At 60.7% G+C, this 13,009-nt stretch carries 11 protein-coding genes; 5 read left to right on the forward strand and 6 right to left on the reverse strand.

Annotated features, from left to right (window positions below):
* Window positions 1–2 precede the first annotated feature (2 nt).
* On the forward strand, window positions 3–545 hold the full coding sequence (locus PSH64_RS07075; protein WP_096479670.1) for a DUF2937 family protein: 543 nt from the start codon (window positions 3–5) through the stop codon (window positions 543–545).
* Between the two features lie 63 nt (window positions 546–608).
* Here PSH64_RS07075 and PSH64_RS07080 read toward each other — a convergent pair whose 3' ends face one another.
* From PSH64_RS07080 to PSH64_RS07095, 4 genes are all read right to left on the reverse strand, one after another.
* On the reverse strand, window positions 609–2,720 hold the full coding sequence (locus PSH64_RS07080) for a TonB-dependent receptor (protein WP_105348258.1): 2,112 nt from the start codon (window positions 2,718–2,720) through the stop codon (window positions 609–611).
* A gap of 14 nt (window positions 2,721–2,734) precedes the next feature.
* Complete coding sequence (locus PSH64_RS07085) at window positions 2,735–3,946, reverse strand: MFS transporter (protein ID WP_105348259.1); 1,212 nt, start codon at window positions 3,944–3,946, stop codon at window positions 2,735–2,737.
* Complete coding sequence (locus PSH64_RS07090) at window positions 3,936–5,858, reverse strand: IucA/IucC family siderophore biosynthesis protein (RefSeq protein ID WP_305480342.1); 1,923 nt, start codon at window positions 5,856–5,858, stop codon at window positions 3,936–3,938. The genes PSH64_RS07085 and PSH64_RS07090 overlap by 11 nt, the downstream gene beginning before the upstream one ends.
* A 111-nt stretch (window positions 5,859–5,969) precedes the next feature.
* The gene (locus PSH64_RS07095) at window positions 5,970–6,899 is read right to left on the reverse strand and encodes a LysR family transcriptional regulator (protein ID WP_105348264.1); all 930 of its coding nucleotides are present in this window, start codon (window positions 6,897–6,899) and stop codon (window positions 5,970–5,972) included.
* A 174-nt stretch (window positions 6,900–7,073) separates the two neighbouring features.
* On the opposite strand from PSH64_RS07095, the gene PSH64_RS07100 reads away from it, so the two are divergent.
* The 4 genes from PSH64_RS07100 to PSH64_RS07115 all read left to right on the forward strand — a co-directional run bounded on the left by PSH64_RS07100 (window position 7,074) and on the right by PSH64_RS07115 (window position 10,815).
* Window positions 7,074–8,360 carry an MFS transporter gene (locus tag PSH64_RS07100; RefSeq protein ID WP_305480343.1) on the forward strand — a complete coding sequence of 429 codons (1,287 nt, stop codon included), beginning with the start codon at window positions 7,074–7,076 and terminating at the stop codon, window positions 8,358–8,360.
* 78 nt (window positions 8,361–8,438) lie between these two features.
* Window positions 8,439–9,191, forward strand: coding sequence for a 5-oxoprolinase subunit PxpA (locus PSH64_RS07105; RefSeq protein WP_305480344.1), 753 nt, complete (start codon window positions 8,439–8,441; stop codon window positions 9,189–9,191).
* A complete protein-coding gene (gene pxpB / locus PSH64_RS07110) occupies window positions 9,188–9,892 on the forward strand; it encodes a 5-oxoprolinase subunit PxpB (RefSeq protein WP_305480345.1) in 705 nt (234 codons plus the stop codon). Before PSH64_RS07105 ends, pxpB begins: the two co-directional genes overlap by 4 nt.
* Window positions 9,889–10,815 (forward strand): biotin-dependent carboxyltransferase family protein, encoded by a 927-nt coding sequence (locus PSH64_RS07115; protein WP_105348280.1) that lies wholly within the window; start codon window positions 9,889–9,891, stop codon window positions 10,813–10,815. Before pxpB ends, PSH64_RS07115 begins: the two co-directional genes overlap by 4 nt.
* Window positions 10,816–10,920: 105 nt before the next feature.
* On the opposite strand, the gene PSH64_RS07120 is transcribed toward PSH64_RS07115, so the two are convergent.
* Window positions 10,921–12,099, reverse strand: coding sequence for a VWA domain-containing protein (locus PSH64_RS07120; protein WP_105348282.1), 1,179 nt, complete (start codon window positions 12,097–12,099; stop codon window positions 10,921–10,923).
* A gap of 21 nt (window positions 12,100–12,120) precedes the next feature.
* Window positions 12,121–12,966 (reverse strand): MoxR family ATPase, encoded by an 846-nt coding sequence (locus PSH64_RS07125; protein WP_105348285.1) that lies wholly within the window; start codon window positions 12,964–12,966, stop codon window positions 12,121–12,123.
* Between the last annotated feature and the right edge of the window lie 43 nt (window positions 12,967–13,009).

Here is a 13,009-nt window from a genome sequence, read left to right on the forward strand (position 1 = left end):
CCATGTTGCTCAGTTATCTACGGCTGGTGTTGTTTGCGGCAGGCCTGTTGATCGGTGTCCAGGTGCCTGGGTTCATCAGTGACTATGCCAAGCGGGTCGAGGCGCATCTGATCGAGGCGCAGACCGGTTTGAGCGGTTTTCAGGGCACTGCCAATCAGTTTTTCAAGGGCGACATGCAGGCGCTGGTGGCCCATTACCGTGCCAGCGAAGACCCGATCTTTCGCAGCGACGCCGACAGCCTGAGTACCTTGCTCACCCGACAGCTGGCCTTGGACAAGCAATTCCAGGCCATGCAGGGTCCGTGGTACATCCGCTTCCTGCAAGTGGTGCTGGCGGCCGACCCGGATATTCGCAAGGAAACCTGGAACGGCTACAGCTACCAGATCCTGCTGACACCGGAAGCGATGATCTGGGGCATGAGCGGCGCGTTGCTGCTGTCGTTCGGCATTGAATGCCTGTTCCGGTTGATCGACTGGGTGGTGCTGGGCGGCAAGCGCCTGCGCCAGAGCCGGCCGATCGAAGAGCGGGATTTGCGCGGGTTGTAACACTGGAGCCGACTTGCCGGCGATTGCCGCGAGATCGCATCGCTGGCAAGCCGGCTCCGGTTTTTACCAATCGACCGAGTAGCTCATGCTCAGCGTGCGGCCTTCGGCATTGGCGTACGGTGCTCTGGCGTTGGCCTGGGTGAACAGGTTCTGGTACGTGCGGTTGGTCAGGTTGTACACGCCGCCTTCAAGACGACCGACCGGCAGTTGCACGGAGCCGAGCAGGTCCACCAGCGTATAGCCTTCGATGTCGCGTCCATTGTTGTCCTTGGCGGCGGCATCGTAATTGGCCAAACGCATGCCTTGCAGGCGAAGCGTGTAGTCGTCTTCGGTGTAGCCGACGAACAGTGTGGTCTTGGCGGGTGAAATGCGCGTGGCCGGCAGATCGATCCATTTGCCGTTCTGCTCGGTCTCGCCTTTGGCCCAGGCATAAGTGCCACCCACCGACCAGCGATCGGTCGCGCGGTAGGTCAGGCTGTTTTCGATGCCGCGAACCCGCTCTTTCTGATTGATCAGGCGCAATACGCGATCATTGGCATCGTAGAACTGGGTCACGTCCGAGGTGTTTTCGTACACGGTGACGTCGGCCTGCCACTGGTCCCAGTTGCCACGCCAGCCCAGCTCATAACTGTCGACCTTGATTGCCTGGGCGTTAAGACTCTGGATGTCGAAGGTGCTGCTGACGTCACGCATGAAGCGCTGGATATCCGGTAGCGAAAACCCCTGGCTGTAATTGGCGAAGACGTCCTGGTTTTCACTCAGGTGGTAGACCGCTCCCAGGTTGTACAGCGTGGCGTCGTATTTGAGGGTGTCACCGGGCAGCGTTGCGCGTACGCCGGTCTGGACGATCTGACCGTAGGCGATGCTGTCGGAGACCTCGCTTTCGATCCATTCACGGCGCACACCGCCACGCAAGGTCCAGTCACCGATGTCCCAGGACATCTGCCCGAACAGCGATTTGGTGGTGGTTTCGATGTCCGGGCCCAGCTCGTAGGTGGTGCCGGTCTTGGTGTAGTTCAGGCCATTGAGCGTGTATTGATCACCTCGTTGGCGCGAGCGCTCATTGTCATAGTCGGCGCCCCAGACCAGATTGCCCGTGGCGCTTCCGATCGCCGGCAGCGGCGTGTCGATGGCCGCCCGCAGGCCATAGACATCCTGCACACTGTTGTTGTCGGAGATCCCGGCCTTGCCCCGCGACAGGTCCGGAAAGAACAGTGCATCGGCGCGGCGCCAGTAGCTTTCCAGTTGCAGGCCCTGACCGTAGAAGTCTTTGTCGGTGTAGTTGAGGTTGACCGCCTGGTTATGGGTGTAGGGTTGGTCGTCGAGTTTCAGCCCTTTGACTGCCACCGCTTGCTGCGAGTTTTTCGGGTCTTTGGTGTAGCCGGTGTCCTGCTGGTCCTTGTAGTCCTGCAGCGACAGGCTGAGTTTTTTGTCGGCATCCAGTTCGTAACCGAAACGACCTTGCAGGTCATAGGTTTCGGTGTCCATGTTGCTGCCCTGGGAGGTGTCCTGGGGGATGCGGTTGCCGTTGCCGTCGAACTGATCGTTGCGCTGGGTCAGGTCGGCGGACACATACCAGTCCAACGCATCCTTGCGCCCGGTGGCACTCTGGAAAGCTTCGTAGGCGAAGCCTTTTCTGTTGAGGTTGTTGCCGCTGGTCAGGCCCAGTTTGCTGCTGTAGGCAATGTCCTGGCCCTGGTTGCGCTTGGTGATGATGTTGATGATGCCGCCTGAAGCACCGGCACCGTAGATGCTGCTGGCGCCGGAGATCACTTCGATGCGTTCGATGCTGGCCGGGGCGATGCTGTTGAGCTGGCGGAAGTTGTCACGCGTGGCGTTCTGCGATACGCCGTCGATCAACACCAGCATGTTGCGCCCGCGCAGGGTCTGGCCGAAGTTACTCATCCCGCCGCTGGATGGCGCAATACCGGGAACCAATTGCCCGAGGATGTCGGAGACCCGGCGACCCGCGCCGCTCTGCTCACGGACCTGCTGTTCGTCGATGACCTGGACCGAGCCCGGAATCGAGGCGATGCTCGCCTCGCTGCGAGTCGCGGAGACGACGGTGGCTTGCATGTTCAATGTACCGGGCTGCTGCTCGGTATCCTCGGCCCAGGTCTGGGCGCTGAAGGTACCGAGTAGCGGGATCAACAGGGAGAGCTTGGTTCGGGTCATGACGTGGTCTTTTTTTAGTTTTGATAAGTGTGGGGCGATAAGGTCGAGCGGCCGGGCGTGGTGTTGAACGACCGCACCCAGCGGATGCCGATGGCGGCTATGGCATAGGTCAGCGCCACCAGCCAGAAACTGTGGGCCAGGCCCACCAGGCCCATGCCGATCCCGCCAAGGACGACACCGAGCAGGGCTCCAGCCTTTGCCGCGCTGTTGCCCAGGCCAAGCGCGAAGCCCTGCTGGGTTGTGGAAATGGTGTTGGCGATCAGGGCATAGGCGACGGGCAGCAGGGCGCCTTGCCAGATGCCCCAGACGAGTCGACTGACGAGAAACCCCAGCCATTCGTTGGCCAATGCCGTGGCCGCCAGCGTCAGGGCACATAGCCAGGCCACGCCTTCGATGACGCGCAAGGTGTAGGCCGACTGCCAGCGGTCGAACAGGCGTCCCCACAGCGGGGCGGAAATGGCCAGGGTCGCGGCGCTTGCCGCGTAGGTGGCACCGATCAGCCAGCTTGGGGCCTGCAGAATGTTCGCGACGTACAGCGCGTAGAACGACTGCGGCATCATCTTCGCCGCCTGGATCAACACGATCACCAACAGGATTCCACTGAGCCAGCCTTTGGGCAGGGCTACCGGCTCAACCGGTTTTTTCTTCGCGGTTCGCGCCTTGTCGGCCGGCAGGAAAAAACTCCCCAGTGCGCACAGCAGGCAAATCGCCGTCGCGCCATAACACAGCAAGGCAAACCCCGAGACGTCCATCAGCCAGCCACCCAGCACCGGGCCGATCAACGAGCCGACGGCGGTTGCCGATTGCAGGCGGGCCAGGGTGTGACCCCGTTTGGCACCGTCGCAGCAGGCCAAGGCATAGGCTTGCGCGGCCGCGAGAAAACCGGCCAACGCGCCTTGCATCACGCGAATACCCACCAGCAGCCACGGGTCGAGGGTGATGGCCGCCAACCCTTGGCACAGCGCGAGGGCCAGTAACGCCCGAACAATCATCGGTTTGTGTCCGGTGCGATCACCCAACCGACCCCACAGGGGGGTCAGGAGCATGGCCGCCAGCATCGGGCCGGCATAGACCATCGCCGATAACAGCGCGGTGTAACCGGCGCCCTCTGGCCCGAGCAGATGCTGGATCTGCAAGGGCCAGAACGGGCCGCTCATCTCCATGGCGCCCATGGAGACAAACTGGATGACAATCAGCAGTCGCAAGGCGCGACTGTCAGCGAGCATGGCTGTTGGGTCGCAGCGGGTTACTCAGGCGTCCGACGATGTCGGCATGACTGTCGAGCAAACGCATGCGCATGAACGATTTGGCGGGCCAATCCTGTTCCAGCAAGGCCTGGCGCTCGCTTTCCCAGCGCGCCGGTTCAACGCGCTCGCGCAAGGTCTCGAAGCACTGTGCAACGTGCGCGGCCAATCGCTCCCAAAGGATATTTTCCGGCACATTCCAGTGGCGGGCACAAAGCAACGTCAGCTCGCCGAGGTGGCACATGAAGGTGGTGTGCAGGAGTTTGTCGCGGACAAAGCCTGAGTCGTCATACAGGGTCATTTTCGGATCGTGCAACTGGATATCCAGACCCTTGGCGTGCAGGGTTTTGCGATCGATACGAACGTCACCGAAATCACGCAACAGCAGCCGATTCAACTGCCCGTCAGCGCCCATCACCATGAAACTGTTTTGCTGATGCGCTTCGAACGCCACGCCATACAGCAGGTAAATGCCCAGCAGGCTCGGTACGGCAATCGACAGGTAATCATCGAAGAACGTCAGCATGGCCTCGCTGTCGTCACTGCCCCGAGCCAGTCTTACCCAATCCCGCAGCAACGGTTGTTCGAATTCGTTGACGGCGAACAGGCTGCCGACCGGCACCGCCAACTCGCCCTCTTGCAGCAGGGTCAGCGGGTTGTCGCGATACAGCACGGCAGCATGCCGGGAGCGCTCGTCATCGGCCGGCAGTGGTGCGTAATGCACGCCGATGCGTTCTGGAACGATGTTCAGCAGACGCTGAATCTGCGGCTCCTGATCGAGGATATCCAATATCAGTTGGCTGATGCGCGGCCCCATCCGGGCCGAGCGCGGCGACACGGTGCGCTGCACGCTGGTCAGGCGCAAGGCCACCGGCAGTTTGACCATCGGTGCCGTGCGACTGGCCTGTGGCAGGACCGTGCGGAAGGACATGGTCGGGTGGCCGGTAAACGCCACGATGTCAGTGACGATCAGCAGGTTGTCGGCGATCTCGTTGGCGAACGAATGGGGCAGCTCTTCATGGGCTTGCCATGGGTGCGACGGAAGCGGGAGGTAGTCCTTTGCATCCAGGCCCAGCTGCTGCAAATGGCGTTGCAATTGCTCGGCGGCCTGTGGGAAGTGACCTTGCCACCAGTCCCAGTAATCGGTGGTGCCGGCCAGCGCTTCGACGTGCGCGTACTGGCGGTGCAGGGCGCACAGCACGATCGGAAAACTCGCTTCGAATTCTGGCGAGAACGCGATGACCTGAGCGGCGCTCAAACCCAGTTTGGTCTTGTAGTTCGGGTGCCACGGATGGCCGAGGGTGCCCCACTGCTCGAGCAGTGAAGTCGGGTTCTGGTGGCCGGGCCTGGCTTTGAGCCAGGCGAGCAGATTGTCGTCGTACCCGGTGTCGATCTGCTCTCTCAGGCGCTCGGTCCATCCATGGTGGAACGCCAGGCACAGGGTGTCGTTGCTGAAGCTGTCATCCAGCTCCCGGGCCAGGCGTTCCAGCACCTGCGGGGAGGCTGGCGGGTTGAGCTGAGTGCTGAGGTGAGCGAGCAGTTCACTGGGCAACTGGATTTTTTGCGGCAGCTTGTCGGGAGTGTGCAGGATGATGCTGCCGCGTACGTCCCAGCTGTTCATTCTGCTGCTGGACAAATGCTCGAAGCAAAGATGCGCGCCATCGCCAAGCGGCAGCCAGCAGCGGCTGGTGTCGTCATATTCGCAGGTATCGGGGTTGATCAGCTCTTCACGGAACAGTGCCTGGACCAGGCGTTGGAAACAGCGCTGGGCGGCGGGCTCCAGTGCATTGCTCAAATGATCGAGCGTGATGCGGTGGGACTGGAAAGCCTGAGTGCCGAGAGCTTCGCTCCAGTGAGCGAGCAATTGCTGCTGTTGTTGCGTGTAATCGCGCATCAGGTCCGACTCCTTCTGGACAATGGATTAGCTGAAAGCGCGCAAAGAATACCGTTTTGAAAAATTAATGCAAATGATAGTGGTTCATATTTACACTTCGAAAAGTGACTTTCAGACTCTGGCCTGCGGTTTGCTCAAGACGATGTAGTGCTCGCCCACTTTCTGCGCATAGCACTCCACGACTTGCTGACACAGCGCCACGATTTCTTCGACCCACTCCACGCCCACCCGCCACGACACCACCACCGGCAAATTCGCTGGCCGCTGATCGATGGCCAGCAGGGTCAACTCTCCCCGGGCCAGTTCCTCGGCCACCAGCACCGGCGACAGTGCGCCTATGCCGAAACCGTCCCGCAGCAATCGGGTAATCGCCGACACCGAATTCACGCAGTTCAGCCGTGGCGCCATGACTCCGTTGGCCTGCATCAGGCTCAAGATGTCCTGATGCGGACGGGAGTTTTTCGAATAGGTGATGATCCGCTCCCGCGCCAGGTCGGCGACACCTGAATACTCACGGTTGTAGATGGAGTTGCTGGCCACGATCCAGCCCATCGGATGACTGGCCAGCTCCAGGCTGCGCACGCTTTCCTGGCGCAGCAGGTCGGTTTGCAGGATCAGATCGAGAAAGCCTTTTTGCAGCTGATCGCAGAGGTTGAGCGCGGTATCGGCCACCAGCTCGATTTCCACCAGCGGGTAGTGATCCATCATCTGTGCCACCAACGGGCTGAGCCAGGTGTGGATCACGGTGTCCATGACGCCGATCCGCACCCGTCCGGCCTTGCTCGAGCGTGTCTCGATCGCCTGCTTGAGTGCATGCATCGTGTCCATCATCTGCTCGGCATATTCGAGCACTTTCAGGCCTTCGGGGGTCAGGCTCACGCCGCGGGAGTCGCGCAGAAACAGCTTCACCCCAAGCTCACTTTCGAGCACGGCAATGCGGCTGGAAATCGACGCCTGGGTGGTGAAGAGCTTGTCTGCCGTCAGGCGAAAACTCTTGAGTCGGGCAACCCAGACAAAGGTCTCGAGAAACTTCAGGTTCATGGGATCAGCTCGTGGGACTCAGCTTGGGGGATAAGGTTTTCTTATGCCTAGGGCGGGTTTTTATTAGTTGGACGCAGCAGGGCCAAACGCCCAAAAATCGGGCCATCCGGTTCCCACGATAGGCGTCGTCGGGGCTCAGAACAATACCAATAAAATTTGCACGGAGATTTTGCCATGAGTGCGCCCGACACCCTCGACATCCCCAAGGCCACGGCTCGCCCGGGACCTTTCGACTGGTACCGCAACATCAACAAACAGGAGCGTCGCACGTTCTGGAGTTGCAAGATCGGCTATGGCCTGGACGGCATGGACACCCAGATGCTCAGCTTCGTGGTGCCGCCCCTGATTGCCATGTGGGGCATCACCACCGGCCAGGCCGGGCTGATTCACACCAGCACGCTGATCGCGTCGGCCATCGGTGGTTGGGTGGCGGGGATTCTCTCCGACCGCATTGGTCGGGTGCGCACCCTGCAACTGACGGTGTTGTGGTTCGCCTTCTTCACTTTCCTTTGCGGTTTCGCCCAGAACTACGAGCAACTGTTGATCAGCCGCACGTTGATGGGCTTCGGTTTCGGTGGTGAATGGACCGCTGGCGCGGTGCTGATGGGCGAAGTGATTCGCGCCAAGGACCGTGGCAAAGCCGTCGGCATGGTGCAATCGGGTTGGGCGTTGGGTTGGGGGCTGACAGCGATTCTGTATGCGCTGCTGTTCTCGCTGTTGCCACCCGAAGACGCCTGGCGGGCGCTGTTCATCCTGGGCATCGTGCCGGCGATTTTCGTGATCTTCGTTCGTCGTCTGGTCAAGGACCCGGAAATCTACCGCGAAGCCAAAGCCAGGCAAGAGCCAAGCAACCCGGCGAAGTTCTACGAGATTTTCGCCCCCGGCATCCTCTTCACCACGATTCGCGCTTCGATCCTGACCACCGGCGCACTCGGCGGCTACTACGCGATCACCTCCTGGCTGCCGACGTTTCTGAAAAACGAGCGCGGTTTGAGCGTACTCGGCACCGGCGGCTATCTGGCGATGGTCATCATCGGGTCCTACATCGGATATGTGATCAGCGCGTATTTGACGGACATCCTTGGTCGTAAAAAGAACTTCATTCTGTTCGCCGTCGGCTCGTTCACCATTGTGCTGCTCTACACCCAATTGCCCGTCAGTAATGGCGTGATGCTCTGGCTGGGCTTCCCCTTGGGCTTCTTCGCTTCAGGGATCTTCAGCGGCATGGGGTCGTTTCTGACCGAGTTGTTTCCCACGCGAATTCGCGGCTCGGGGCAGGGCTTTTGCTACAACATCGGTCGGGCGCTGGCGGCATTGTTCCCGCTGCTGATCGGTTTGCTCAGCCAGAAGGTGCCATTGAGCGTGGGAATCGGGGCTTTCGCGGCAGTGTCCTACGGGGTGGTGATCCTGGCGGCACTCAGCTTGCCGGAAACCCGTGGCAAACAACTCGACGCCGAATAACCGAATGTCCGGTAACTGATAATCTGAGGGGCATATGCCCTTCAGCTAAAAAGACAAAAGCCTACAGGAGTGTTCACCGTGAGCCGCCTGCTATTGAATTGCGACATCGGCGAGAGTTTCGGCAACTGGACCATGGGTCTGGACGCCGAGGTCATGCCCTTCATCGATTGCGCCAACATCGCTTGCGGCTTCCACGCCGGCGACCCGAGCATCATGCGCAAGACCGTCAGCCTGGCCCTGAGCAACGGCGTGCAGATCGGCGCGCATCCGGCCTATCAGGACCTGGTCGGTTTCGGCCGCCGTTCCATGGCGTATACCGCCCAGGAACTGCAAGACCTGTTGCACTACCAGATCGGTGCCCTTGACGGCATTTGCCGGGCCCAGGGTGGGCGGGTGAGTTACGTCAAACCCCATGGCGCGATGTACAACGACATGATGGCCAACCCGGCGCAATTGCGTACGGTGATCCAGGCCGTGGCGGCTTATGACCGGACACTGCCGCTGATGCTGATGGCCACTCGCGACAACAGCGCCGCCCAGCAATTGGGCGACGAATACGGCGTGACCCTGTGGTTTGAAGCGTTCGCCGATCGCGCCTACGACAGCGCCGGCAGGCTGGTGTCGCGGCAATTGCCGGGAGCGGTGCATCACGATCCCGAAAAAATCATTGAACAGGCGCTGATCATTGCCCGCGGTGACAACCTCACGGCCAACGATGGCAGCGCCTTGCACTTGCGGGCCAATACCTTGTGCGTACACGGCGACAACGCCAGTTCGGTGGCCGCCGTGCGGCGTATTCGCGAGGCCTTGAATCAGCAGAGCGCATCATGAAGCCACGGGTAGAAGTGGTGGCGCTCGATTGCCTGATGGTGCGTCTGTTCGATGAAATTGCCGAGGCCAACATGCCGTGGATGCTGGCTGCCAGCGAAAGCCTGCGAGCTGCGTTCGGCGAGTATTTGATCGATCTGGTGCCGTCCTACACAACGTTGATGGTGCATTACGATCTGACGGCGTTGAATCCTGCTCAAGCCCGGGAGTTGATCGCCCAAGCCTTGATTGATTTGTCGCCCAACGCCCGCACCCGTGGCAAATGTCATGTGCTGCCGGTCTGGTATGACTTGAGCGTTGGTCCGGAATTGAACCTGTTGTCGCAACGCAGCGGGTTGGCGGTGAATGAAGTGATCCGCCGCCATAGCGAACACGAGTATCAGGTGTTCGCGCTGGGCTTCGCGCCGGGGTTCGCGTTCATGGGGTTGGTGGAAGAAGTGTTGGCCGCACCGCGTCTGAGTACTCCGCGTAAAAAAGTCGCTGCCGGCAGTGTCGGCATCGCCGAGCGCCAGACGGCGGCTTATCCGGTGGTGTCCCCCGGCGGCTGGAACTTGATCGGTCGCACCCCGGCCAAATTGTTTGACCGCGAACGTGACGGCTACAGCCTGATGCAACCGGGCGACACGGTGCGCTTCGAAGCGGTCAGCCATGCTGAATTCATCAACCTGGGCGGTGATGACACGCCGTTGGAGGCGCAGGCATGAGCCGACTGACGATTGAAGCAAGTACACCGCTGTGCCTGTTGCAGGACGCCGGGCGATTTGGCGTGCGGCATCTGGGCGTGACCCAGGGCGGCGGGCTGGATTGGCGATCGATGTCGTGGGCCAATTGGCTGCTGGGCAACGGGCTGGATGCGTCGGTGATCGAAATCACCCTCGGCGGGTTCAGTGTGCTGGCCGAGGACGATTGTTTGCTGGCATTGGCCGGCGCCGATCTTGGGGCGCAGATTGACGGCCAGAGCCTGGCGCCGTGGCGCAGTTTCAAGCTGAGCAAAGGTCAGCGATTGCAGTTCACGCAACCGCTGCTCGGCGCCCGAGCGTACCTGGCCGCGCCGGGCGGGTTTGATGCGCCGAAGGTGCTGGGCAGCACTGCAACGGTGGTGCGTGAGGAACTCGGCGGCCTCGACGGTATGGGTCGGGCGTTGGCCAAAGGTGCCTCGTTGAAGTACTCCACCGAGGCGCCACTGCTGGTACGGGAGCTGCCGCGCGAGCACGTTCCGGACTTCAAACTCGATGCGCCTCTGGACCTGGTGCTCGGTGCGCAAATCGGTGAGTTCAGCGGGCAGAGCCTGTTTGATGCGTTCAACAGTGTCTGGACCCTCGACAGCCGCGCCGATCGCATGGGCATTCGTCTGTTGGGACCGGCGTTGCAGTATCAGGGCCAGCCGATGATTTCCGAAGGCATCCCGCTGGGCGCGGTCCAGGTGCCGCCGGATGGGCAGCCGATTGTGTTGCTCAATGACCGGCAGACCATTGGCGGGTATCCGCGGTTGGGGGCGTTGACACCGTTGGCGTTGGCGCGGCTGGCGCAGTGTTTGCCGGGGGCCAGGGTGCGGTTGAAGCCGGTGGTGCAGGACGTGGCGCATCGCGAACAAGTCGAGTATTTGCGGCGGTTTGTGAACCGCTAAAAGCTTCGCGAGCAAGCCCGCTCCCACATGGGATCTGCGGCGTACACAAATCCCCTGTGGGAGCGGGCTTGCTCGCGAAGGCGGCATCACGGACAACAACAATCTTTATTTGGAAAGAAACCGCATCCCTTCCTCCAACCCCCGCAACGTCAGCGGATACATCTGATCATCGATCAAATCCCGCACGATGTTGGTCGATGAGGTATAGCCCCAGGTGTCTTTCGGGTACGGGTTGATCCAGATGAGCTTCTTGTACTTTTCCTTGAAGCGCTGCATCCACACGTAACCGGCTTCTTCGTTCCAGTGCTCGACGCTGCCGCCGGCCTGGGTAATTTCATAGGGCGCCATGGCGGCGTCGCCGATGAAGATCACTTTGTAGTCGGCGCCGTACTTGTGCAGCAGGTCCTGAGTGGCGGTGCGCTCGGAGGTGCGGCGCAGGTTGTTCTTCCACACCGATTCATAAATGAAGTTGTGGAAGTAGAAGTACTCCAGATGCTTGAACTCGGTCTTGCAGGCCGAGAACAACTCTTCGCAGATCTTCACGTGGGCGTCCATCGAGCCGCCGATGTCGAACAGCAGCAACAGCTTGACGGTGTTGCGCCGCTCCGGACGCATCTGGATGTTCAACAACCCGGCATCGCGCGCGGTGTGGTCGATGGTGCCGTCGATGTCCAGTTCTTCCGCCGCGCCCTGACGGGCGAATTTACGCAAGCGACGCAGGGCGACCTTGATGTTGCGCGTGCCCAGTTCCACCGAGTCGTCGAGGTTCTTGTACTCGCGCTGATCCCAGACTTTCACCGCTTTGCCCTGGCGCTTACCGGCATCGCCGACCCGAATGCCTTCCGGATTGAAACCGCCGGAGCCGAACGGGCTGGTGCCGCCGGTGCCGATCCATTTGTTGCCGCCGGCATGGCGTTCCTTCTGTTCTTCCAGGCGCTTCTTGAACTCTTCGATCAGCTTGTCCAGGCCGCCGAGAGATTGGATCGCGGCCCGCTCTTCATCGGTCAGGGAACGCTCGAATTCCTTGCGCAGCCAGTCTTCGGGGATCAACGCCTGAAGGTGATCGTCGAGTTTTTCCAGGCCATTGAAGTAGGCACTGAAGGCTCGGTCGAACTTGTCGAAATGCCGTTCGTCCTTCACCAGAATCGCCCGGGACAGGTAATAAAACTCGTCCATGTCGGCGAAGGTCACGCGCTGTTTCAGCGCGTTGATCAGGTCCAGCAGCTCGCGCACCGAGACCGGCACCTTGGCCGCGCGCATTTCATTGAACAGGTTGAGCAGCATGGCGATCGCCCTTATCGATACTTAGCGAGAGCCGCGACGGCTCATGAACGCCAGACGCTCAAGCAATTGCACGTCCTGTTCGTTCTTCACCAGGGCGCCGGCCAGCGGCGGAATAGCCTTGGTCGGATCGCGCTCGCGCAGCACCGCTTCACCGATGTTGTCGGCCATCAACAGTTTCAGCCAGTCCACCAGTTCGGAGGTCGAGGGTTTCTTCTTCAGGCCCGGCACCTTGCGCACGTCGAAGAACACGTCCAGCGCTTCGCTGACCAGGTCTTTCTTGATGTCCGGGTAGTGCACGTCGACGATCTTCTGCAGCGTGACGCGATCAGGGAAAGCGATGTAGTGGAAGAAGCAGCGGCGCAGGAAGGCGTCCGGCAGCTCTTTCTCGTTGTTGGAGGTAATGATGATGATCGGGCGCTTCTTGGCCTTGATGGTCTCGTCGATCTCGTAAACGTAGAACTCCATCCTGTCGAGTTCTTGCAGCAAGTCGTTGGGGAACTCGATGTCGGCCTTGTCGATTTCGTCGATCAGCAGAATCACCCGCTCTTCGGACTCGAAAGCCTCCCAGAGCTTGCCCTTTTTCAAGTAGTTACGGACGTCGTGAACCTTGTCCACGCCCAGTTGCGAATCCCGCAGGCGGCTGACCGCGTCGTACTCGTACAGGCCTTGATGTGCCTTGGTGGTGGACTTGATGTGCCAGGTAATCAACTTGGCGCCGAAGGACTCGGCCAGTTGCTCGGCGAGCATGGTCTTGCCGGTGCCTGGCTCGCCCTTGACCAGCAGTGGCCGCTCCAGGGTGATGGCGGCGTTGACCGCCAGCTTCAGGTCATCGGTGGCGACGTAGGCCTGGGTGCCTTCGAACTTCATCTGCTAATCCTCGAACGGTAACGCCGACCTGAACGGAACAGGG

It is taken from the genome of Pseudomonas sp. FP1742 (genome assembly GCF_030687145.1).
In the GTDB taxonomy this organism is placed as follows: domain Bacteria; phylum Pseudomonadota; class Gammaproteobacteria; order Pseudomonadales; family Pseudomonadaceae; genus Aquipseudomonas; species Aquipseudomonas frederiksbergensis_D.